The sequence below is a fragment of the Candidatus Palibaumannia cicadellinicola genome (assembly GCF_001269425.1).
GTDB classification, from domain to species: Bacteria; Pseudomonadota; Gammaproteobacteria; order Enterobacterales; family Enterobacteriaceae; genus Baumannia; species Baumannia cicadellinicola_A.
In genome coordinates, this window is the sequence record NZ_CP011787.1 from 119,268 (window position 1) to 141,523 (window position 22,256).

The window sequence follows — 22,256 nt, forward strand, 5'->3', positions numbered from 1 at the left end:
ATATTTATTATATTTTTTAAAAATAATATAAAAGGTAATCTGCAATATGCATATTTCTGGTCTATTGAATAGTTTAAATAATCAACAAAGAAAAGCTGTCTCAGCACCAATAGGTAATATTATGGTAATAGCTGGTGCCGGTAGTGGTAAAACTAGAGTGATTGCACATCGTATTGCATGGTTAATTTCAGTAAAAAATTGTTTGCCATCTTCTATTTTAGCAGTAACTTTTACTAATAAATCAGCAGAGGAGATGCGTAGTAGAATAGAAAATATAATAGGTGATCATTCTTCTGGAATGTGGATAGGAACGTTTCATAGCTTAGCATACCGTATTCTACGGATAAACTATATTAATGCTCATTTACCTAAAAATTTTCAAGTTATCGATAGCGAAGATCAACTAAAATTAGTAAAAAATATTATTCGTTACCTTAATTTAGATGAGACAACATGGCAACCATGTCAAGCTATGTGGTATATAAACAAAAACAAAGATGAAGGTAGGCGTCCAAACAATATTAATAATTATTATAACAAGTTTGAAGAAACTTGGTTTAGTATTTACAAAATTTACCAGGAGATATGTAATAATACTGGACTAGTAGATTTTGCTGAATTAATACTAAGAGTTTATGAGATGCTAATAAATAATAGTAATATAATGCAATATTATCGTAATAAATTTACTACGATTTTAGTAGATGAATTTCAAGACACAAATAATATTCAGTACTACTGGATTAGAATGTTAGCAGGTAATAAAGGTAATGTCACAATTGTTGGTGATGATGATCAGTCCATTTATCGTTGGAGGGGGGCGCAAGTAGAAAATATACAGCGTTTTATTAATGATTTTCCTAAAGTAAAAATTATCTGCTTGGAACAAAACTACCGCTCTACTAGTAATATTTTATATGCAGCTAATCAATTAATCGCTAATAATATTGGTAGTAGAATTACTAAAAATCTTTGGACAAACAATGCAGTAGGAGAACAAATTACTATATACTGCGCTCTTAATGAACTAGACGAGGCAAAATTTGTCATTAATTGCATTAAAATTAACAAAAAAAATGGTGGTTTACTCCAAGAGTGCGCAATTCTATATCGTAATAATGCACAATCAAGAGTGATAGAAGAATCACTAATCAATATGAAAATCCCTTACCATATATATGGTGGTATGCGTTTTTTCGAACGTCAAGAAGTTAAAAATGTACTAGCTTATTTGCAGTTAATTTCTAATAAAAATAATGATGCTGCTTATGAACGTATAATTAATATACCTATTCGTGGCATAGGTCTAAGAACTATAGAAAAATTACGTAATATAGCCTGTAATAGACAACTCACATTATGGCAGGCTAGTTTAGTGTTAATAAATGAGAGAATGATCTCTAATAAATTATCTTTAGCTATGCAAAATTTTATTACTCTAATAAATGAATTAGAGAGAGATACAGCCAATTTACCATTACATATGCAGACTCAATTAGTAATACAAAAATCTGGCTTATTGGCTATGTATCAAAAAGAAATAGGCGATAAAGATCAGGCTCGTATTAAAAATATTGAAGAACTTATTACGGCAGCTAAGCAATTTTACTACGAAGACAAAGATATGCTACCGTTACAAGCTTTTTTGTCCCATGTTGCTCTAGAAGAGACTATAGATAAACAAATGTTTCCTAAAGATGCTGTACAACTAATGACAATACATTCTGCTAAAGGTTTAGAATTTAAGCAAGTATTTATCGTTGGGATGGAAGAGGGAATTTTTCCTAGCCAACAAGCTCTTAATGAACAGAAAAATATCGAAGAAGAGCGACGTTTAGCTTATGTAGGAGTTACTAGAGCAATGAAAAAACTAACTATTACTTATGCTAAAAAACGTTATCTATATGGTCAGGAAGCTTATCGTCGTCGCTCACGTTTTATCAGTGAATTACCTAAACAATGCTTAGAACAATTAAATTATAAATAAATTTACTAAAAACAGTCTATGTCAAAATAGCTATTTAAAGTTATAAATAAATATTATGCTATAATTTAAAAAATATTTACAGTATTTTTACGACTAGTAATTATATATACTTCTAACATAGTAGAAGTAGTTAGCTGATCATGTTCTAATTGATGTATTTTTAGTTTGTTATCATTAAGGATAATAGGCGTATGCTGAACGCATTTCAACTGAATAATAACAGGTTATCGCGTTGTGATACTGATATACCTGGAATTTTGGTTAAATCAGTATGGATAGATTTAGTTGAACCTAGTGATGATGAGCGTAATAGAATACAGCAGGAATTAGGTCAAAACTTAGCCACACGTCTAGAACTAGAAGATATTGAGGCCTCCGCGCGTTTTTTTGAGGATGAAGAAGGTCTACATATTCACTCTTTTTTTTTCTATGCTGATGCTGAAGATCACGCTGGTAATGCAACAGTAGCTTTTACCATCCGTGAAAACAGACTCTATACTTTACGGGAACGTGAGTTACCAGCTTTTCGTCTTTATCGTATGCGTACACGTAGTCATACTTTCATCGAAAGTAATGCTTATGCATTGTTTTTAGATCTGTTTGAGACAAAAATAGAACAACTAGCAGACAAAACAGAAAATATATATAGTGATTTAGAAGCACTGAGTAGAGTTATTATGGATGGTCAACAAGGTGATGAATATGATCATGCACTAGCTACTTTAGCTGAGCTAGAAGATATAGGCTGGAAAGTACGAATATGTTTAATGGATACTCAACGAGCACTTAATTTTTTAGTTCGTAAAGCTAAATTAGCTATAGATCAATTAGATAAAGCTAAGGAAATTCTTAGAGATATTGATTCATTATTACCCCATAATGAATCTTTATTCCAAAAAGTAAACTTTCTTATGCAAGCTGCAATGGGATTCATTAATATTGAACAAAATAGAATTATAAAAATATTTTCATTAGTATCAGTAATTTTTTTACCACCAACACTAGTAGCATCTAGCTATGGGATGAATTTTGATTTCATGCCTGAATTAAAGTGGTCTTTAGGTTATCCAGGAGCCATTATTATGATGATTCTTGCTGGAATTGCTCCATACTTATACTTTAAGCGCCGTAACTGGTTATAAACATAATTATAGAATATCATTCTAAAAAAAATATTTTTCTATACATTATAGGATATCATACATTATGACTATTGTTATAAGTAAACCATATTTGCAATTAATTTCTTATTTAGTAATGTGGTGGTTTCTTATAGCTATAATCCCGTTACATTTATTTCCCTGTTTTATTGCTGGATTTCTAGCATATGAGGTAATTATATCACTTACTCCATGGTTTGAGCGTATAGTAGGTATCGGGAGTGCACGTTTATTTGTAGTTGCAATTATTACTATTTTTTTAGTAATAATAATGACATTAGGAATAATTAGAATATTAAATTTTATTACTAATGATATACAAAGTAGTATCGATATACTGGCAGAAATTAATAGTATTTTTGCTAATATACAAAATCGTATCCCAGATTGTTTATCTACTATTTTTTTACCAAAAAGTACAGAAGATTTACATCATAAAATGATTTCACTAATTGAGTCTAACTTAGTTAATATTCATACTATAAGTAGTAGTATTCTACATACTATGATAACTATTTTTATAGGTATTATACTAGGAATCTTGATATCATTACATCAATCATCAAATAGTAGTACTTATTTTATCCATCAGTTAGTAATGCGATTACGTTATTTTTCTAAAGCTTTTCGTAATATAGTGTTTGCCCAAATAAAAGTTTCATTAGTTAATACTGTATTAACCTCCATCATTTTACTAATGATTTTACCTATTTTAGGTTTAAAGCTCCCGCTAGGTAAGACGCTAATTATTTTAACTTTTATTTTTGGTTTATTACCAATGATTGGTAATTTAATATCTAACTTCATGATAATTATTTCAGCTTTTTCTGTCTCTTTAACTGTTGGCGGATTTATGATGATATACTTAATATTTATCCACAAACTAGAATATTTTATCAATGCAGAAATAGTTGGAAATAGCATTCAGGCTAAAGCTTGGGAACTATTATTGGCTATGCTTATTTCTGAAGCTGCTTTTGGCATAGATGGTTTAATAGCTGCACCAATTTACTATGCATATCTAAAAAATGAATTACGTGCACAGGAATTAATATAATTAATTTTTTATATATAGTTAAGTTAGCTTTGCTTTTATATTTTATAAATTATATATCTATATTAGTTACTTGAAGCGCATTATTTTCAATAAATATCCGCCTAGGTTCTACGGCATCGCCCATTAAAGTAGAAAAAATATAATCAGCAGCAATAGCATCTTGTACTGTAACACGTAGTAAATTACGACGTTCTGGATCCATAGTTGTTTCCCATAATTGCTCAGGATTCATTTCTCCTAGACCTTTATATCGCTGTATTGTAAGACCACGAAGAGAATCTTTTACTAGCCATTCTATCGCTTGTTCAAAAGTGTTTACTAACTGACGACGTTCACCACGCTCAATATAAGTATTAGGCTTTATTAAATTATTTAATTTTTCTCCTAATTTTGTTAATTTTATGTATTCATTACTATTAATGAAATCTAAGTCTAGTAAATAATATTTTTCTATACCTTTAGTATTAACAAAAATTATCGGTTCGAATAGTAGTAATTCACTATTTTCTTGTACCTTACCAGTATAATAAATACCATTCTTATTAATGACTTGCAATAGTAAATTTATCCAGTTAAGAACTATAACTGAATTTTTCATATCAGTTTGTTTTAGCATTGGATGATACATTAAATGTTTTAGTAAAATACGAGGAAATCTGTGCTCAATATTTTTGATAATTTTTTGTACTAGGTAATACTCTATTACTAAATTTTTTAGTTTTATTCCAGATAAAGTCTGCATACTTGAATAGAATTTAGCTTCTTTTATAGCGAGTGTTATTTGATATTGTTCTAGAGCATCATTATTTTGAATATACTGCTCTTTTGTACCTTTTTTTACCTTATAAAGCGGCGGCTGAGCAATAAAAACATGACCTTTATTAATTATTTCTGGCATATGACGATAAAAAAAAGTCAGTAATAAGGTACGGATATGAGAACCATCAACATCAGCATCAGTCATTATAATAATAGTATTATAACGTAATTTATTTAGGTTAAAATCATCACGACCAATGCCACAACCCAGTGCTGTAATTAATGTCGCTAATTCATTAGAAGAGAGCATCTTATCTACACTAGCTTTCTCAACATTAAGTATTTTACCCTTAAGCGGTAGTATAGCTTGATTTTTACGATTACGACCTTGTTTGGCAGAACCACCAGCAGAATCACCTTCTACTAAATATAGTTCTGAACGCATTGGATCTCTTTCTTGACAATCAGCTAGTTTACCTGGTAAACCAGCTATATCTAATGCTCCTTTACGACGTGTTATTTCTCTTGCTTTGCGTGCTGCTTCGCGGGCACGAGCTGCATCAATAATTTTGCTTACTATAATTTTTGCATCATTAGGATGCTCTAGTAAATATTCAATAAATAGTTCGTTTATCAACGATTCAACTGATGCTTTTACTTCTGAAGACACTAACTTATCTTTTGTTTGAGAAGAAAATTTTGGATCTTTTATCTTAAGAGATAATACTGCCATTAAACCTTCACGGGCGTCATCACCAGTAGCAATAACTTTAGTTTTTTTGTGGTAACCTTCTTTTTCAAGATAACAGTTAATTGTACGAGTCATAGCTGCACGAAAACCAGCTAAATGAGTTCCACCATTTGGCTGTGGAATATTATTTGTAAAGCAGTAAATATTTTCTTGAAAACTTTCATTCCACTGAAGGGCTATTTCTACATGAATACCATATTTTTTAGTAGAAAAATAAAAAATATTAGGATGAATTGGATTTTTATTTTTATTTAAAAATTCAATAAAAGCTTTAATACCACCTTTATAATGAAAATATTCTTTTTTATTATTTCTTTGATCATTTAATATAATAGAAAGACCAGAATTAAGAAAAGATAGCTCTTGTAATCTTTTAGCTAAAATTTCGTATTTAAATTCTTTATTTTTTGTAAAAATTCTATAATTAGGCCAAAAACGTACAGTAGTACCAGTTTTTGTTGTATTGCCTATTACAGTCAATGGATATTGCGGGACTCCAGAAAAATAATTTTGCTGATGTATTTTTCCTTCACGTTTTATTATTAGTTCAAGTTTTTCTGATAACGCATTTACTACCGATATTCCAACACCATGTAATCCACCTGATACTTTATAGGAATTATCGTCAAATTTACCACCAGCATGTAATACTGTCATAATTAATTCTGCTGCCGAAATTTGTTCTTCTGTATGTAAGTCAGTAGGAATTCCTCTACCATTATCTTGAACAGATATAGAGTTATCATTGTGAATAATTACTAATATTTCTTTACAATAACCAGCCAGAGCTTCATCAATCGCATTATCAACAACTTCAAATACCATATGATGTAATCCAGTACCATCATCAGTATCACCAATATACATTCCTGGACGTTTACGTACAGCGTCTAGTCCTTTAAGAACTTTTATACTTGAAGAGTCATAATAATTAGACATCCAATCTTCCTAATTATATAGTTACTAAAAACTAATTTAATTTAGTATTTTTATATATAAGTATATTACTTAATATAATTAATTTTTTAAAAGTTTTACTTAGTAAAACCTATATAATAGGTTATCAATAAATAATATATATTGTCAATATAATTAATTATATTAATTTAATACAAATTTATATTTTTATTAAAATTAATTCTTGGTTTATTGACTAATTTTTGATTATAATATTTATATATTTGTAATCAATAATATTTATTATGTTTATTTAACACTTTAATAATTTTTACTCAATATAAATTTATTAACTTTATATTTTTTAGTTATTATAAAATATTTTTCTAAGGATTAGAAATGTATAGATTAATAGAAAAAATTATCTATGAATCTAGATGGCTTTTATTTCCTGTTTATATAGGACTGTCTTTTGGTTTTATCTTATTAACTTTAAAATTTTTTCATGAAATTATTCAGTTTATCCCTAATATTTTTTCTATGCCTGAATCTAATTTAATCTTAATTGTATTATCTATGATAGATATAGCACTTGTTGGTGGATTACTAGTTATGGTAATGTTTTCAGGATATGAAAATTTTATATTACAGATGAGTTATGATAATAACAAAAAACGATTAAATTGGATGGGAAAAATGGATGTTAATTCCATAAAAAATAAGGTTGCCTCTTCTATTGTTGCTATTTCTTCTGTACATCTGTTACGTATTTTTATGGAAGCTGAGAGAACAACAGATAATAAAATTATGTGGTGTGTTATTATTCATTTAGCATTTGTGCTTTCTGCTTTTGGTATGGCCTATATTGATAAAATGAGCAAAACTAAAAATTAGTAATAATATCTATTTATATAAATATTAGATATTATAATTGGATTGGCATTACAAAATAAACTGACATATTATTAATACAATCTTCAATTTTTACACATGATATTTTATCAGAAAATTTAAAAAAAACTTTATTACATTGCAAAACTTTAAGTACATCTAAAATATAATTAATATTAAAGCTAATTTCAAATTCTTCATCTTGATATAAGACATCTAAAATTTCTTCTGCCTCTTCTTTTTCTATATTATTTGTAGTAATTTTTAATTTATTGTTATACATATTAAATGTAACACTATGAAATTTATCGTGTGATAAAATAGCAACACGTGTTAAAGCTTGTTTAAGCAACTTACAAGATACTTGCATAGTTTTATTAGTTTTTTTAGTAAAAATATGATTAAAATTTGGAAATTGTCCATCAATTATCTTAGAAGTTATAATATAGTCACCAATATAAATTTTAATATTATTACTACCAATTTTAAAAATTACTTCATTATTATTATCATCGATTATTCTTAATAATTCTATTACACTATTACGTGGTAATATTACAGAACAATAAGGTAAAGAAACTAAGTTCATTACTAAAATAGTACATATAGATATCCGATATCCATCAGTAGCAACTGTACGTATTTTATTTCCTTCTGTTTCAAATAATAAACCATTTAGATAATAGCGAACATCCTGATTAGCCATAGAGAATTGTGTAGCTTCCATTAAATGTTTTAATGTTTTTTGTTGAAGTATAAATTCTACTTTACTATTCCAATTACTTATTTTAGGAAAATTATTAGCTGCTATTGTTTGAAGATAAAATCTGCTACTACCTGAACTAATCAGTATTATATTATTTTCTAACTTTATTGATAACTGGGCGCTTTCTGGTAGCAAACGACAAATATCAAAAAATTTACGTGCACATACTGTAGTAATACCTAGTTCATCAACTTTAGTTATCAATATTCTTACTAATATTTCTATATTTAAATTTGTACCAGTTAAAAATAGATATTGTTCTGTAACATGCACAAGTATATTACCTAAAATAGGTAAATGATTACGCCCACTTAATCTACTACTAACTTGTTGTAGAGGTTTAAGTAAATTTTTTCTTTCAATAATAAATTTCATTTTAATAATACATATTAACAATTAAGAAGATAATATCTTAATTAAGTTATAAAAATCTTCTTGCATGTTACCATTTTCTTTACGTAGTTGATCAATTTTTCTGCAAGCATATAGTACAGTTGTATGATCACGTTCGCCAAAAAAATCACCAATTTCTAATAAACTATGGTTAGTTAATAACTTCGATAAAGCCATTGCCATTTGACGAGGACGTGAAACAGAACGGAAACGTCTTTTAGAGAATAAATCTGTTACTTTAATTTTATAGTATTCTGCTACAGTTATTTGTATATTATTAATAGTAACTAATTTTTTACTTAAATTTAAGTAATCTCTTAAAGCCTCTCGTACTAAATCTATTGTAATCACACTATCAGTAAATTTAGCATGAGCTATAACAAGATTCAAAGCGCCTTCTAATTCACTAATATTAGCATTTAACTGATTAGCCATAAAAACCGCTACTTCTCCTAATAAACAAATATGTTTATCATCTGCTTTTTTAATAAGAAAAGTTACACAAGTATCAATTTTTAATTTATGTTCAATAGCTACAATTAATCCCCAACTAAAACGAGATTTTAATCTATCTTCTAATCCTGTTATCTTCTGCGGATATCTATTTGATGTTATAATAATCTGTTTATTTTCTTCTAGTAAGGCATTAAAAGTATGAAATAATTCTTCTTGTGAACGTGCTTTATTAGCAAAAAATTGAATATCATCAATAATCATTGTATCTACAGATCTCAAATAGCTTTTAAATTCGTCAATTAAATTATTCTTTAGTGCTTTCACCATACTTTTGACAAATAGCTCAGCATGTATATATACTACTTTAGTATTAGATTGACGTAGACTATTACCTACTGCATGTAATAAATGTGTTTTCCCTAATCCAGTAGGTCCATATATAAATAGTGGGTTATAAATTAACCCAGGATTATCAGCTACTGTTCTCGCAGCTACCAATGCTAAACGATTAGATTGATCTGCGATAAAATTATCAAATGTATGTTTAGGATTAATGTATGAATTGTAATATAATACTTTTTTTAGTACTGTCATGTTTGGGGATTTACTGCCTACTTTGAAGCATAATAAAGGGGCTTTAGTACCACAAAAATGCAAAAGTAATTTTTTGATCTTATTAATATAGTGATTACGTACCCAATCTAATACAACTTGGTTTGGAGCATAAAGCGCTAGCTCATTTTTTTTACTCAGTTCTGCCTGTAAAGGAAGTATCCACATACTAAATTCATGAATAGATAAATTATTTTGTAGTTGGATAAGACATTGTTGCCAAAGCGAAAGTGACACGGTAAACTCCAATAAAAATTACATCAAAAAATATAGATTATATCTATAATATTGTTAATATTTTGATATATATTACCTAATGTCATATCTTACAACGTAAGTAGTTAGCTACAGACTTTAAATATCATAATGCTTATGTATATATATACATAAATTTATTTATAATATGTAATTATAGGATAAAGTAAATATTTATATGAAACGTACTTTTCAACCTTCGTTATTAAAACGTAACCGAACTCATGGTTTTCGTGCTAGGATAGCTACCAAAAATGGTCGTAAGGTTTTATCACGCCGTCGTATTAAAGGTCGATCACGTCTAACAGTATCTCATTAATTTAATTAAAGAAAACATACTGGTGGTAAAGAAGTTAACATTTGTAAGGGAGTCAAGGTTATTAAAACCTATTGATTTTGATTTTGTTTTTAACAATCCTAAATCAGTTAGGATATCATATATTACTATTTTAGGACGTATAAATAAACGAAGTTATCCTCGTCTTGGTATGATAATTTCTAAAAAAAATGTAAAATTTTCTCATGAACGTAACTTAATTAAACGCATTATACGTGAGAGCTTTCGTGTAAATCAGCATAATATATATCTAATGGATTTTATTGTTATAGCTAAAAAAGGTGTTGTTCAGATTGATAATTATTCTCTAAGAGAAGTACTAACAAAATTATGGCACCGCTATTATCGCTACTAGTAAAGCTAATAAGCTTATTGATAATACGTTGTTATCAACTAGTTATTAGTCCATTGCTAAAACCTAATTGCCGGTTTTGGCCTACATGTTCGCAATATGGTATTGAAGTAATATACAGGTTTGGGATATTTCAAGGTATTTGGTTAATATTAAAACGCTTAGTTAAATGCCACCCTTGGCATTCTGGCGGGGTAGATCTAGTACCAAAAAAAATTAATAAAAGAGAATATTAATAATGGATTCGCCACGTAATCTTCTTGTAATAGCTTTGCTGTGTATTTCTTATCTTATTTGGGAAATATGGCAAACTGACAATGATTCACAATCTACTATTAAAAATATATCAAATGTTCAAACACAAACAGTTAATAATTCTTTTAACAATAAAAAAGAACAACTTATTTTTGTTAAAACTGATGTTTTTTTAATTGCAATTAATGCCTATGGTGGTGATATTGAAAAAGCATATTTATTAACATATCCTAACCAATTAGGTTCATTAAAACCATATCAATTGCTTGATAATTCTAATGAATTTATTTATCAAGCACAAAGTGGTTTCATTGGGAAACATGGTCCAGATAATGGACAACGTCCAATGTATTATTGTAACAAAAAAACTTATTGCTTAGATGATAAGCATAATATCCTGTATGTACCACTAACTTATCAATCAATCGATGGAATTAAATATTCTAAAATATTTATTTTTAAACGAGGTGATTTTGCAATTAGAGTTAATTATTCTATTAATAATAATAGTTCTATTCCAATAGAAATTAATTTATTTGGTCAGTTAAAACAATCTGTATCTTTACCTACAAAATTGACTACAAATAGTAGTAATTATTTTTCTTTACAACCATATCGTGGGGCAGCTTATTCTTCTCAAGAAGATAGATATAAAAAATATAGTTTTCAAGAAATACAAAATAATGATTTAAGTACTCGTAGCGATAAAGGATGGATTGCAATGTTGCAGCAATATTTTGCTGTAGCTTGGATTCCGTTAACTAAAGTACATAATACATTTTATTCTAAAAATCTTAAAGAACAAGTTATTATAGGCTTTAAATCTGATCCTATTTATATAGATCCTGGTAAAACTAGTGAATTAAAATCGATTTTATGGTTAGGGCCAAAAATACAAGAAAATATGGCTGCTATATATCCTTATTTAGATCTAACAGTAGATTATGGTTGGCTATGGTTTATTTCTCAGCCTATGTTTAAATTGCTAAAATTGATACATAGCTTTATTGGTAATTGGGGATTTTCTATTATTATTATTACTTTTATTATCCGAGGTATAATGTACCCGATAACAAAAGCTCAGTACACTTCTATGGCTAAAATGATTATGCTACAACCTAAAATTCAAGCACTACGTGAACGTTTTAGTGATAATAAGCAACGTCAAAGTCAGGAACTGATGGCTTTATATAAATCTGAAAAAATTAATCCACTAGGTGGCTGCTTACCACTTATAATTCAGATGCCTATATTTTTTGCACTATATGACATGTTATCTGGTTCTATTGAATTACGTCATGCACCATTAGCTTTATGGATACGAGATCTAACAGCGCAAGATCCATATTATATTTTACCAATAATTATGGGTATTACTATGTTGTTGATTCAGAAATTATCTCCTACTACTGTTACAGATCCAATGCAGCAAAAAATAATGAAATTTATGCCAATTATTTTTACTATATTCTTTTTATGGTTTCCATCAGGATTAGTACTGTACTATACAATCAATAACTTAGTAACGATTATACAACAGCAACTAATTTATCGCAGTTTAGAAAAACGTGGAATTTTTAATTTAGATAAAAAATAAAATGAGTTCCCTAGATACTATTATTGCTCATGCGACGCCACATGGATACGGTAGCGTAGGTATTGTACGTGTTTCAGGTACTTTAACAAAACAAGTTGCATTGGAATTATTAGGTAAATTACCAAGTCCAAGACAGGCAGAATATTTACCGTTTTATGACATAAATAGAAAAATGTTAGATAAAGGAATTGCTATATATTTTCCTTGTCCTAACTCTTTTACTGGAGAAGATATTTTAGAGTTACATGGACATGGTGGTCCAGTAATATTAGAGATGCTGCTACAGCGTATATTAATGTTTCCTGGAATACGTATTGCTCGCCCCGGTGAATTTTCTGAAAGAGCTTTTATTAATAACAAAATTGATCTAACACAAGCTGAAGCTATAGCTGATATTATAGAGGCTAGTTCAATACAGGCTGCTCGTGCTGCTGTTAATTCATTACAAGGAGTTTTTTCTAAAAAAATTAATTATTTAATAGAAGAAATAATTAATTTACGTCTATATATAGAAGCTAACATTGATTTTCCTGATGAAGAAGAAATAAGTATTATTTCTCAAGAGAAAATATCAGTCAAATTAAATCAAATTATTTCTGATATTAACTTATTAATTAATAAAGCACATCAAAGTAGTTTATTACGTGAAGGAAGCAAAATAGTTATTACCGGAAAACCAAATGTAGGTAAGTCTAGTATTATGAACTTACTTACTGGTAGTGATGTTGCTATCGTAACTAAAATAGCAGGTACTACACGCGACGTATTACGCCAACAAATTAACTTAGATGGAATACCAATCAATATTATTGATACTGCTGGGTTGTGTGATGAAACTACTAATGAAGTCGAACGCATAGGTATCAATCGCGCATGGCATGAAATACAACAGGCAGATCATATATTACTAATAGTAGATAGTTGTACTACGAATTTAGAAGAACAGGAGAATTTATACAAGAAATTAATATCTCGTTTAACATACGAAAAATTATTTACAATAGTACGTAATAAAGCAGATCTATCAAACGAAAAAATAGGAAAAAATAACACCAATAAGTATTCAATAATTACTATTTCAGCATTATTAGAAGATGGTATAGAGATATTAATTGAACATTTAAAACAAAGTATAGGCTATACTTCTTTAAGTATAGAAGGTAATTTTTTAGCTCGTAGTCGCCATATAGAAGCTTTAAATACGGCAGTTAGCTATTTCTTAATAGCTAAAGAAAAATTATTTTTTCCAGAAATTATTGAATTACTAGCAGAAGATTTAAAACTTGCTCATACCGCACTTAGTGAAATTACTGGTAAATTTAGTTCTAATGACTTACTAAAAAGAATTTTTTCACGTTTTTGTATTGGTAAATAAAAATATTATTTATCTATTATATATCACATTACTTAATATTTGTTAAGTACACTACTCTACTGTAACACATTTTGCTAAATTACGTGGTTGATCAACATTAGTTCCCTTAATTAAAGCAATATGATATGCTAACATTTGCATCGGGATTGTAAATAATATAGGAGCAACTAGTTCTTCAACATTAGGTAATGAAATAATTTTCATCTCATTACTTTTAGTTAAACATATGTTCTGTTCTGCAAAAATATATAATTGCCCACCACGAATACGTACTTCTTCAATATTTAATTTAATTTTATCTAAAAATTTATTGTTAGATGCTATTATAATTACTGGCATAGTCTCATCTACTAATGCTAATGGTCCATGCTTAAGCTCCCCAGCAGCATATGCTTCTGCATGAATATAAGATATTTCTTTAAGTTTTAATGCTCCTTCCATCGCTATTGGATATAGCGTACCACGACCTAAGTATAATGCATGTTCTTTATTAATAAATGCTTGAGCTAATTTTTTAATATAATTATCTAATAATAATATTTTTTCTATACGATTTGGTAAATTAGCTAAAGCCTCAATAATATTTTTTTCAAGTATATTATTCATCTTACGAAGACGAACTATGTATGCAACAAAAATTAATAATAAAGTTAATTGTGTAGTAAAAGTTTTGGTTGATGCTACACCAATTTCTATTCCAGCATTGGTAATTAATACTAAATCTGACTCTCTAACTATTGTAGAAGAAGCTATATTACAAATAGTTAGTGATCCTAAATAACCCATTTTTTTAGCTAATCTTAATGCTGATAATGTATCAGCAGTTTCACCTGATTGAGAAATAGTAATTAGTAAACTATTTTTTTGTACTATTGATTGACGATATATAAACTCAGAGGCTATTTCTACATCACATGGTAATTCTGCTAATTCTTCTAACCAATAACGAGATACCATTGCTGAATGATAAGAAGTACCACATGCAATAATTTTTATATGTTTTATTTTGCTAAATAATATATTAATATCTGGACCTAATTCAGCCATAGTTATCATACCATAGTTAATATGACTTTCTATTGTATTTTTTATTACTAGTGGTTGTTCAAAAATTTCTTTTTTCATATAATGACAAAAATTATTTTTTTTTTGATATAATTCTTCATTATTGTTTATTTTAGACAAAGTTTCAGGTCTTTCTACAATTTGTCCTATTTTATTCCATATTTTTATAGTGGTTTTTGTAATTTCAGCTATGTCACCATCTTCTAAAAATATAAAACGACTAGTTACTTGTAATAACGCACGTTGATCTGAAGCAATAAAATTTTCCCCAACTCCACATCCTATAATTAATGGACTACCTGAACGTACTGCTACTAATAATTCTGGATTAAGACAATCCATGATAACTATACTATAATTACCACTTAATTGCGGAATAATCATTTTGATAATTTTTTCTAATTTTCCTCCTTGTTGATATTGTTCAAAATGTACTAAATGAGCAATTATCTCAGTATCTGTATCACTCACACATGTATAACCTTTTTTAAATAATTTTTGACGTAATGATTGAAAATTTTCTATAATTCCATTATGAACTACAATAATATTACTAGATATATGAGGATGAGCATTAATTTCTGTCAGATTACCATGTGTTGCCCAACGTGTATGTGCAACACCAGTTCCACCATGTAATGAATTATGTTTAACAGCTTCTGCTAATATATTTACTTTTCCCAACTTACGGATAAGTTGTAAATTATTTTGGTTATTTATTACTGCTATACCTGCAGAATCATATCCACGATATTCAAGTTGACGTAATCCTTCTAATAAAATATCTGTGATATTACGTGTAGAAACTGCACCTATTATTCCACACATAAGTTTTATTCCTAATTACTCAAAATATATTTAGTTAATAATATTAGGATGATGTGGTCTAATTTACAATTAGAAAATACAGATATATAATTTATATAATACTAAAAAATGATTTGTAATAAATTTATTTAACTGGTCGTTGCCAGTTAATAATAGGAAACTGACGTATTCTACTAATAATCATTTGATTAGAAGCTACGTCGCTTGTAACAGTAGTCCCTGCACCAATCGTAGCACTGTTACCAATTGTAATAGGCGCTACTAGTTGACAGTCTGATCCTATAAAAACATCATCTTCAATTATTGTTTTATGTTTATTAGCACCATCGTAATTGCAAGTGATGGTACCAGCACCAATGTTAACTTTTTTGCCAATAGTAGCATCACCTAGGTAGCTTAAATGCGCTACTTTTGATCTTTTTCCTAGTATCGATTTTTTGATTTCTACAAAATTACCAACAAAAGCACCTTTTAAAATTTTACTACCAGATCTAATATTAGCAAATGGACCTACAATACTTTCCATAGCTAAATATGCATTTTCAATAATAGTATATGGATGAATGACTACATTATTACTTATTACTACATTTTTTAGTATACAACCTGTACCTATTATTACTTTGTTACCAATAGTAACTTTACCTTCTATTATAACATTAGTATCAATAAAAATATCATTTCCATGTGTTAGTTCTCCTCTTAGTTCAAATCTATTTGGGTCAGCTAACATAACACCTTCTAATAATAAATTATCTGCTTGTTCTTTTTGAAAAATTCTTTCTAAAATATTTAATTCTAAGTAGTTATTAACTCCTTTTATCTCGCTTAGTCGTTCAGGATATACAAAATTAATTTTTTTTCCTTCCTGACATGCTAATTTAATAATATCAGTTAAATAAAATTCTTTAAGAAAATTATTATTTTTTAATTGGCATATCCAATGCTTTAAATCACTACTAGTGGTAACTAATATACCAGTATGAATTTCATTAATTAGTTTTTGTTGTTCATTAGCATCTTGATGTTCAATAATACCGGTAATTTTCCCATTTTTAGATAAAATTCTGCCATATCCATCTGGATTATCTACTTTTGCTATTAAAATACTAATTCCAGACTTTGGACGTATATTTAAAAGACGTTTAAGTGTTTTAAGTGAAATTAGTGGTACGTCACCATAGAGAATCAGTACTTCTTCGTTATCTTGCAAAAAAGGAAGCACTTGTTGCACAGCATGTCCTGTGCCATACTTTTCTTGTTGTTTTACCCAGTGGATAGTACTTGGTTGGATTATAAGATGCTCTTTGAATAATAGACTATTATTACCATATACTAAATAAGTACGATTAGCATTCAATTGCATAGCGGTATCTATAACATGTTGTACCATAGGTTTACCAGCTAAATGATGCAAGACTTTAGGTAAAGTAGAATTCATTCTTTTGCCATTACCGGCAGCTAAAATTATTATGCTTAAACTTTTATTTAACATAGCTGATAAATGTATTATAATTAATTAATAAAATAATAATTAATATTGTTAATTTTTTATAAAAATTACATTAATTTTTTTGTTAATTCAATTACTCTAAGCTTAGCAATAGCTTTAGCAAGTTCTACAGATGCTTTAGCAAAATTAATATCATGATGTGAATTTTTCATTTTATTTTGTGCTTGTTGCTTAGCTTTTATTGCTTTTGCTTCATCAATATCTTCACCACGAAGAGCAGTATCAGCTAGTATAGTAACATGATTAAGTTGTACTTCAAGTATTCCACCTGATAGGTAAATATATTCTTCTTGACCATTTGCTTGTACAATACGTAACATTCCAGGCTTTATTGTAGTCAATAAAGGCATATGTTTAGGTAAAATACCTAACTCACCTTCACTACCAGTAATTTGAATTTTTTGTACTAACCCGTAAAATATTTTTTTTTCAGCACTGACTACATCTAAATGATAAGTGTTAATTTTAATATTCATTTTTAATTTAAAGAATTATATATCATCAAACTATATTTGTTTATTTTTAGTTATAGCTTCATCAATAGAACCTACCATGTAGAAAGCTTGTTCAGGTAGATAATCATATTTACCGCATATAATATCTGTAAAATTACAAATAGTATCTTTCAATGATACGTATTTACCTGAATAACCTGTGAATACTTCTGCTACAAAGAAAGGTTGTGATAAAAAACGTTGTATTTTTCTGGCACGGGAAACTAAAAGTTTATCTTCTTCTGATAGTTCATCTATCCCTAATATAGCAATAATATCTTTTAATTCTTGGTAACGTTGTAGAATAGATTTTACTCCCATAGCTACTTCATAATGTTCTTGCCCTACTATTAATGGATCTAACTGACGACTAGTAGATTCTAGTGGATCTACTGCTGGATAAATACCTAAGGAAGCAATTTGACGACTTAATACTATAGTAGCATCTAAATGTGCAAATGTAGTTGCAGGCGCAGGATCTGTTAAATCATCTGCAGGAACATACACTGCTTGTATAGAAGTTATAGATCCTATTTTAGTCGAACTAATACGTTCCTGAAAAACTCCCATTTCTTCTGAAAGAGTTGGCTGATAACCTACTGCAGAAGGCATACGACCTAGTAACGCAGATACTTCTGTACCTGCTAATATATAACGATATATATTATCAATAAATAGTAATATATCTCTACCTTCATCACGAAATTTTTCTGCTATAGTTAAACCAGTAAGGGCTACTCTTAGACGATTACCAGGAGGTTCGTTCATTTGACCATATACTAGTGCAACTTTATCAATAACATTTGAAGCTATCATTTCATGATAAAAATCATTACCTTCACGAGTACGTTCACCGACTCCAGTAAATACTGAGTATCCTTTATGTTCAACAGCAATATTACGTATTAATTCCATCATATTTACTGTTTTACCAACACCAGCACCTCCAAAAAGACCAATTTTACCTCCTTTAACAAAAGGACACATAAGATCAATAACCTTAATACCTGTTTCTAATATATCTTGAGAAACAGCTAATTCTTCATATTTAGGAGGTAGACGATGAATAGGCCAACGTGTTTCTTCACCAATTGGTCCTTTCATATCTATAGGTTCACCTAGTACATTCATTATACGACCTAAAGTACAATGTCCTACTGGTACAGTAATAGTATTTTCTAAATTAGTTACTTTTAAACCTCTACGTAATCCATCAGAAATTCCCATAGCAATACAACGAACTACACCGCTACTAATTTGTTGTTCTACTTCTAGCAATAGTCTTGTAGTGGTTCCTGTGTTTACTTCAAGTGCATTATACACTTTTGGTACACAATTTTGTGGGAACTCAACGTCAACTACAGCACCGATAACTTGGATAATTTTTCCAGTAGTCATCTTTAATCCTCTTATAAGTAACCATTTACTTAAACAGCCGCTGCTCCATTAATAATTTCTGTGATCTCTTGAGTAATACTATTTTGTCTAGCTTTATTATAAATAAGTTGAAGATGTTGAATAATACTATTACCATTATCTGTTGCAGCTTTCATAGCTATCATTCTTGCTGCTTGTTCACTAGCAATATTTTCAATAACACTTTGATATATTTGTGATTCTATATAACGAGATATTATTATTTCTAATAACTTTTTTGGATCTGATTCATATATATAATCCCAGTATTTCATTTGTAAATCTATTTTTTTATCTATTTTAATAGGTAGTATTTGTAATATTTTTGGTACTTGTGAAATAGTACTTATAAAAGTATTATATACAATATATATTCTATCCAAATGTTCTTCATCATATGCTTGTAACATTACTTTTACTAAACCAATTAATTCAGTAAGTTTAGGAACTTCTGTTATACCAGTTATTTGTGCAACAACTTTAGTTCCTATTAAATTAAAAAAAGATACCGCTTTACAACCAATCAGTGCTAATTGAATTTCAATACCTTTCATTTGCCAATTTTGTATATCAATTAGTAACTTTTTAAATAAGTTAATATTTATACTACCAGCTAAACCACGATCAGTAGATACTACAAAATATCCTATATTTTTTATATCTCTTTCCTTAATATAAGGATGTTGATATTCTAAATTTCCTAGAGTTATATTACAAATAACTTGACGTATTGTTTCGACATAAGGACGACTAGCTAACATACGTTCATTAGATTTACGCATTTTTGATGCTGCCACCATTTCCATTGCTTTAGTAACTTTTTGTGTATTTTTAATACTTATAATTTTATTGCGTATTTCCTTTACACCATCCATTGTAATGTCTCTTGTATAACAAAACGTTAATTGATTGCTTGAATTAATTAATTTCAGACCAAGTTGTTTTAAACATATTAATAATTTTTTTAAACTGATCTTTAATCAATTCATCGTAATCACCGCTTTTGTTTATTTTTTGCATTAATTCATTATGTTCAAGTTTAACATAATATAAAAAATTTTTTTCAAAATTGCTAATTTGTTTAATGGCTATATCATCTAAGTATCCTTGTTCTACAGCAAAAATTACTAAAGCTTGTTCTGATATAGATAACGGATTATATTGTTTTTGTTTAAGTAATTCAGTTATGGTTTTACCATAATTAATTTGTTTACGAGTAGCATCATCTAAGTCCGACGTAAACTGAGAAAATACTGCTAACTCACGATATTGAGCTAGTGCAGTACGGATACCACTAGACATTATTTTCATAATTTTAGTTTGTGCTGCACTACCAACACGTGAAACGGAAATACCAGGGTTAACAGCTGGACGTATGCCGGCATTAAACAAATTAGTTTCTAAAAAAATTTGTCCATCAGTAATAGAAATAACATTGGTAGGAACAAAAGAGGATACATCACCAGATTGAGTTTCGATAATGGGTAATGCAGTTAAAGAACCTGTTTTACCTTTGACTTTTCCTTTAGTAAAAGTCTCTACGTAATCAGCGTTAACACGTGCTGCTCGTTCTAGAAGACGAGCATGAAGATAGAATATATCACCAGGATATGCTTCACGACCAGGTGGTCTACGTAGTAATAGAGAAATTTGACGATAAGCAATAGCTTGTTTAGATAAATCATCATAAATTATAAGTGCATTTTCTCCTATATTACGAAAATATTCACCCATAGTACATCCAGCATATGGTGCTATATATTGTAAAGATGCTGCATCAGAAGCAGTCGCAACAACTACTATAGTATTAGATAACGCATTATGTTCCTCCAATTTACGTACTACATAACTAATAGTAGAAGCTTTTTGACCAATAGCAACATAAATACATTTAATACCACTATTACGCTGATTTATAATTGTATCTATAGCTAATGCTGATTTACCAGTTTGACGATCTCCGATAATTAATTCACGCTGACCACATCCTATAGGGATCATGGTATCTATTGATTTATAACCAGTTTGAAGAGGTTCATTAATTGATTGACGTTCAATTACTCCAGGGGCTGCAGTTTCAACTGCAGAAAAAGATATTAATTTACGTTCTAATGGACCTTTTCCATCAATAGGGACGCCTAATACATTGATTATTCTACCTAATAAACCATAACCTACAGGAACTTCTAAGATACGCCCAGTACACTTAACTTTCATTCCTTCAGTTAAATGAGTATATGGTCCCATGACTATAGCACCAACATAGTCTCTTTCTAAATTTAGTGCAATAGCAAAACAATTACCAGGTAATGCTATCATTTCACCTTGCATAACATCAGATAATCCGTAAATACGAATAATACCATCATTAATAGATATTATAGTACCCTCATAATAAGCTTCACTTTCAATATTAAATTGAGCAATGCGTTTTTTAATTAATTGGCTAATTTCTGTAGAATTTAGTTGCATATTATGTTTATCTCCATTTATCATTCATACGCAAAGATATCTAGTTAATCGCTCTAGTTTCCCTGATATACTACCGTCTATAACCAAATCACCAATACGGATTATTATACCTGCTATTAAAGATGAATTAACTGTATAATTAAGCTTAATTTTACTTGAAATATGTTCTTCTATAGCTAAATAAATGTTATTTATTTGTAATTTATTTAAATTACTAGCAGTAATTATCTCTACTTCTACTAGAGAAGTATGTTTATTACTTATATTAATAAATTCTTTTAAAATAAAAGGTAAAATAATAAATTTTTTATTTTTAGATAAAAGTCTAATAAAATTTTGTCCATTGTAATTCAGTTTATTACCACAAATTTCTAAAAATATTTTTGATATAGTTTGATGTTCAATAACAGGATTATCTAATAATTTAGATAAATCATTATTTTTACTTACTTCAGCAGCATATTCTAACATTGATTGCCAATTTTCTAATTGATTATGTTCAATAGCATAATCAAAAATAGCTCTTGCATAATGTTTAGCTATAGTTATTAATGTATACATATATATA

The 22,256-nt window shown here is 28.6% G+C and carries 19 protein-coding genes; 9 read left to right on the forward strand and 10 right to left on the reverse strand.

The genetic code is table 11. From position 1 onward, the window contains the following. Positions 1-46: 46 nt before the first annotated feature. From uvrD to AB162_RS00510, 3 genes are all read left to right on the forward strand, one after another. Positions 47-1,987 carry a DNA helicase II gene (uvrD, locus tag AB162_RS00500; protein ID WP_053096552.1) on the forward strand — a complete coding sequence of 647 codons (1,941 nt, stop codon included), beginning with the start codon at positions 47-49 and terminating at the stop codon, positions 1,985-1,987. Between the two features lie 191 nt (positions 1,988-2,178). Continuing rightward, positions 2,179-3,129, forward strand: a complete 951-nt coding sequence (gene corA / locus AB162_RS00505; protein WP_053096554.1) for a magnesium/cobalt transporter CorA — start codon at positions 2,179-2,181, stop codon at positions 3,127-3,129. Positions 3,130-3,199: 70 nt separating this feature from the next. After that, complete coding sequence (locus AB162_RS00510; protein ID WP_053097357.1) at positions 3,200-4,204, forward strand: AI-2E family transporter; 1,005 nt, start codon at positions 3,200-3,202, stop codon at positions 4,202-4,204. Positions 4,205-4,253: 49 nt separating this feature from the next. Here the strand turns inward: AB162_RS00510 and gyrB are convergent, their stop codons facing one another. Beyond that, positions 4,254-6,653 carry a DNA topoisomerase (ATP-hydrolyzing) subunit B gene (gyrB, locus tag AB162_RS00515; RefSeq protein ID WP_053096556.1) on the reverse strand — a complete coding sequence of 800 codons (2,400 nt, stop codon included), beginning with the start codon at positions 6,651-6,653 and terminating at the stop codon, positions 4,254-4,256. 357 nt (positions 6,654-7,010) lie between these two features. On the opposite strand from gyrB, the gene AB162_RS00520 reads away from it, so the two are divergent. Continuing rightward, complete coding sequence (locus AB162_RS00520) at positions 7,011-7,505, forward strand: TIGR00645 family protein (protein ID WP_053096557.1); 495 nt, start codon at positions 7,011-7,013, stop codon at positions 7,503-7,505. A 31-nt stretch (positions 7,506-7,536) separates the two neighbouring features. On the opposite strand, the gene dnaN is transcribed toward AB162_RS00520, so the two are convergent. Both dnaN and dnaA read right to left on the reverse strand, forming a co-directional pair. After that, positions 7,537-8,643 (reverse strand): DNA polymerase III subunit beta, encoded by a 1,107-nt coding sequence (dnaN, locus tag AB162_RS00525; protein WP_053096559.1) that lies wholly within the window; start codon positions 8,641-8,643, stop codon positions 7,537-7,539. 21 nt (positions 8,644-8,664) lie between these two features. Continuing rightward, positions 8,665-9,966: a chromosomal replication initiator protein DnaA gene (dnaA, locus tag AB162_RS00530; RefSeq protein WP_053096561.1), complete on the reverse strand. Its 1,302-nt coding sequence runs from the start codon at positions 9,964-9,966 to the stop codon at positions 8,665-8,667. A 196-nt stretch (positions 9,967-10,162) separates the two neighbouring features. Here dnaA and rpmH point away from each other — a divergent pair, with 196 nt between their 5' ends. From rpmH to mnmE, 5 genes are read left to right on the forward strand one after another with little or no spacing between them, the layout of a single operon-like run. Continuing rightward, on the forward strand, positions 10,163-10,303 hold the full coding sequence (rpmH, locus tag AB162_RS00535) for a 50S ribosomal protein L34 (RefSeq protein ID WP_053096563.1): 141 nt from the start codon (positions 10,163-10,165) through the stop codon (positions 10,301-10,303). Between the two features lie 22 nt (positions 10,304-10,325). Continuing rightward, a complete protein-coding gene (gene rnpA, locus AB162_RS00540; RefSeq protein ID WP_053096565.1) occupies positions 10,326-10,676 on the forward strand; it encodes a ribonuclease P protein component in 351 nt (116 codons plus the stop codon). Further along, a complete protein-coding gene (yidD, locus tag AB162_RS00545) occupies positions 10,652-10,909 on the forward strand; it encodes a membrane protein insertion efficiency factor YidD (RefSeq protein ID WP_053096567.1) in 258 nt (85 codons plus the stop codon). The genes rnpA and yidD overlap by 25 nt, the downstream gene beginning before the upstream one ends. A 2-nt stretch (positions 10,910-10,911) precedes the next feature. Next, positions 10,912-12,525: a membrane protein insertase YidC gene (gene yidC, locus AB162_RS00550; protein ID WP_053096569.1), complete on the forward strand. Its 1,614-nt coding sequence runs from the start codon at positions 10,912-10,914 to the stop codon at positions 12,523-12,525. Between the two features lies 1 nt (position 12,526). Continuing rightward, positions 12,527-13,900, forward strand: coding sequence for a tRNA uridine-5-carboxymethylaminomethyl(34) synthesis GTPase MnmE (mnmE, locus tag AB162_RS00555; RefSeq protein ID WP_053096571.1), 1,374 nt, complete (start codon positions 12,527-12,529; stop codon positions 13,898-13,900). A gap of 51 nt (positions 13,901-13,951) precedes the next feature. Here the strand turns inward: mnmE and glmS are convergent, their stop codons facing one another. From glmS to AB162_RS00590, 7 genes are all read right to left on the reverse strand, one after another. Further along, entirely contained in the window at positions 13,952-15,793 is a 1,842-nt protein-coding gene (gene glmS, locus AB162_RS00560; protein WP_053096573.1) for a glutamine--fructose-6-phosphate transaminase (isomerizing), read from the reverse strand. 124 nt (positions 15,794-15,917) lie between these two features. Then, a complete protein-coding gene (glmU, locus tag AB162_RS00565; RefSeq protein WP_053096576.1) occupies positions 15,918-17,288 on the reverse strand; it encodes a bifunctional UDP-N-acetylglucosamine diphosphorylase/glucosamine-1-phosphate N-acetyltransferase GlmU in 1,371 nt (456 codons plus the stop codon). A 65-nt stretch (positions 17,289-17,353) separates the two neighbouring features. Then, positions 17,354-17,782, reverse strand: a complete 429-nt coding sequence (locus AB162_RS00570) for a F0F1 ATP synthase subunit epsilon (RefSeq protein ID WP_053096578.1) — start codon at positions 17,780-17,782, stop codon at positions 17,354-17,356. A 30-nt stretch (positions 17,783-17,812) separates the two neighbouring features. Beyond that, complete coding sequence (gene atpD, locus AB162_RS00575) at positions 17,813-19,198, reverse strand: F0F1 ATP synthase subunit beta (protein WP_053096580.1); 1,386 nt, start codon at positions 19,196-19,198, stop codon at positions 17,813-17,815. Positions 19,199-19,227: 29 nt separating this feature from the next. Then, complete coding sequence (atpG, locus tag AB162_RS00580) at positions 19,228-20,091, reverse strand: F0F1 ATP synthase subunit gamma (protein ID WP_053096583.1); 864 nt, start codon at positions 20,089-20,091, stop codon at positions 19,228-19,230. Positions 20,092-20,134: 43 nt separating this feature from the next. After that, a complete protein-coding gene (gene atpA, locus AB162_RS00585) occupies positions 20,135-21,688 on the reverse strand; it encodes a F0F1 ATP synthase subunit alpha (RefSeq protein ID WP_053097360.1) in 1,554 nt (517 codons plus the stop codon). A 24-nt stretch (positions 21,689-21,712) separates the two neighbouring features. Further along, positions 21,713-22,249, reverse strand: a complete 537-nt coding sequence (locus tag AB162_RS00590; RefSeq protein ID WP_053096585.1) for a F0F1 ATP synthase subunit delta — start codon at positions 22,247-22,249, stop codon at positions 21,713-21,715. Positions 22,250-22,256: the final 7 nt, after the last annotated feature.